Here is a 1823-nt window from a genome sequence, read left to right as displayed (position 1 = left end):
TGACAAAGTGGCAACAAGTGAGGATTCCACACAAAAAGTATGGGTGTATGATATGCGCACGAATATGAATCTAAGCCTTGTAACAAGTCCTTTAAGTGCGGAGCATTTGAGGGAGTTTGAAGCAAGTTTTTGTGTGGGGGCAATGGAAAATCGCAAGGAGAGTGAGCGATTTCGCTCGTTTGGCATTGGGGAGATTAAGCAGCGCGATAAGATGAATTTAGATATTTTTTGGCTAAAAGATGAGAGTTTAGAGGATTTGGAGAATCTACCAAGCCCAAAAGAATTAATGAAAGAGATTCGTGCAGGTTTGAATTTAGTTTTAAAGGAGATGTCTCAATTGGAGGGAGAATTAAACTAGCATTGTATGTTACAATTTTACCTAATCAACACATAAAAGGTTTTCAATGAAATTAAGGGTGAGACTGCACAAAAAACTAAGATTTAAAACGAATTTTCAGATTTTATCGGGCTTGAGTTTGGCGATTTTTTGTGCTTTTTTGGCAGGTTTTTTGAGTATTTATTACTTTGCAGCTTCTTTTGAGGTGGGGGCGTTTATTGGGATTTTATTTTTGCTTATTACCTTATGGATTAATGAGTCTTTGCCTCTAGGCATTGTTTCTTTGTTGCCCATTATTTTGTTTCCGGCTTTTGGAATCTTAGATGTAAAAAGTGCAACGAGTAACTATGCAAACCCTATCATTTTCTTGTTTTTGGGTGGATTTATGCTTGCTATTGGTGTAGAAAAGATTGGCTTGCATAAAATCATCGCAAAGAAATTTTTAAGCTATTTTCCTGCAACTCCCAAAGGAGTTTTAACTGCGCTTGGAGTGGCTAGCGTAGCACTTGGTAGCGTGTTGTCTAATTCCACGGTGGCACTTTTGCTAATCCCCATTGCTTTTTCTATCACACAAGATGAGGCTTTAAAAAGCAGATTCTTGCTTGCTGTTGCTTTTGGGGCGAGTATTAGCGGAATCACAACGCCGATTGGCACACCACCAAATCTTATCTTTTTAGGCTTTTTAGAGACGATACACTTTGAAAGCATTGGGTTTGCGACTTGGATTTTTATGATGTTGCCTTTGACTTTATGTATGCTTTATGTGATGATTAAGATTCTTTCTTGGAATCTTGGAAGTGAGGAGCTGAAAATTGACGCATTTGAGGAGATTAAAATAACTTTTGAGCATAAAAAGTTGATGTTTTTAATCGGCGTTTTACTCTTGTTGCTTTTATTGAATTCCCCAATTAAGCCAATTTATAGCGGGCTGGGGTTTAATGAAAATATCCTTTTGCTTAGTTTTGGGCTTTTGATGTTTGTTCCAAAAATTGGTTGTTTGCGTTGGGAGGATTCTAAGGCAGTTCCCTTTGAAGTGATGTTTTTGTTTGGTGCTGGATTTTGTATTGCTATGGCAATTGCAAAAATGCAATTAGGAGATGCTTTCAAACCTGTTTTTGAATATTTTGGCTCTCTACCTCTTTTGGTTTTTTTGCTCTGCGTGTGTTTGTTGGTTTTGTGTTTGACGATGTTTATTAGTTCTACGGCGTTGATTGCGATTCTGCTTTCTGCGATTTTTGCTTCCACAAAAGACTTTTTAGACCTGCAAATGCAAAGTTTGGTGATGCTCATTGCCACCATTTGTGTGGGATTTTCCTTTATGTTTCCCATTTCTACTCCTCCTAATGCAATAGTTTTTAGCAAGGGTGGGGTAAAAGTTTGGGATATGTTTCGGTTTGGGATTCTTTTAAGTTTGGCTGGAATCGTGCTAATTATTATTTTTGGTATGCTTTATTGGCGTTGGTTTTTGTAGGGAAAACTCCTTTCT

General features: G+C 37.5%; 1 protein-coding gene and 1 pseudogene. Both read left to right on the top strand.

From position 1 onward, the window contains the following. Window positions 1–358, top strand: a pseudogene (locus Q1553_RS00250) (SAM-dependent DNA methyltransferase); the annotation flags it as partial. Between the two features lie 46 nt (window positions 359–404). Next, window positions 405–1808 carry an SLC13 family permease gene (locus tag Q1553_RS00245; protein WP_115550767.1) on the top strand — a complete coding sequence of 468 codons (1404 nt, stop codon included), beginning with the start codon at window positions 405–407 and terminating at the stop codon, window positions 1806–1808. Window positions 1809–1823: the final 15 nt, after the last annotated feature.

Origin of the sequence: Helicobacter sp. UBA3407 (assembly GCF_949747025.1) — a bacterium.
Taxonomy (GTDB): Bacteria; Campylobacterota; Campylobacteria; order Campylobacterales; family Helicobacteraceae; genus Helicobacter_D; species Helicobacter_D ganmani.
The sequence above is the reverse complement of the archived record's forward strand: the minus strand, read 5'-3'. Positions and strand labels throughout refer to the sequence as shown.

Coding starts and splice junctions, on each gene's coding strand:
- Q1553_RS00245 (WP_115550767.1), top strand. CDS start 405: ATGAAATTAAGGGTGAGACTGCACAAAAAACTAAGATTTAAAACGAAT.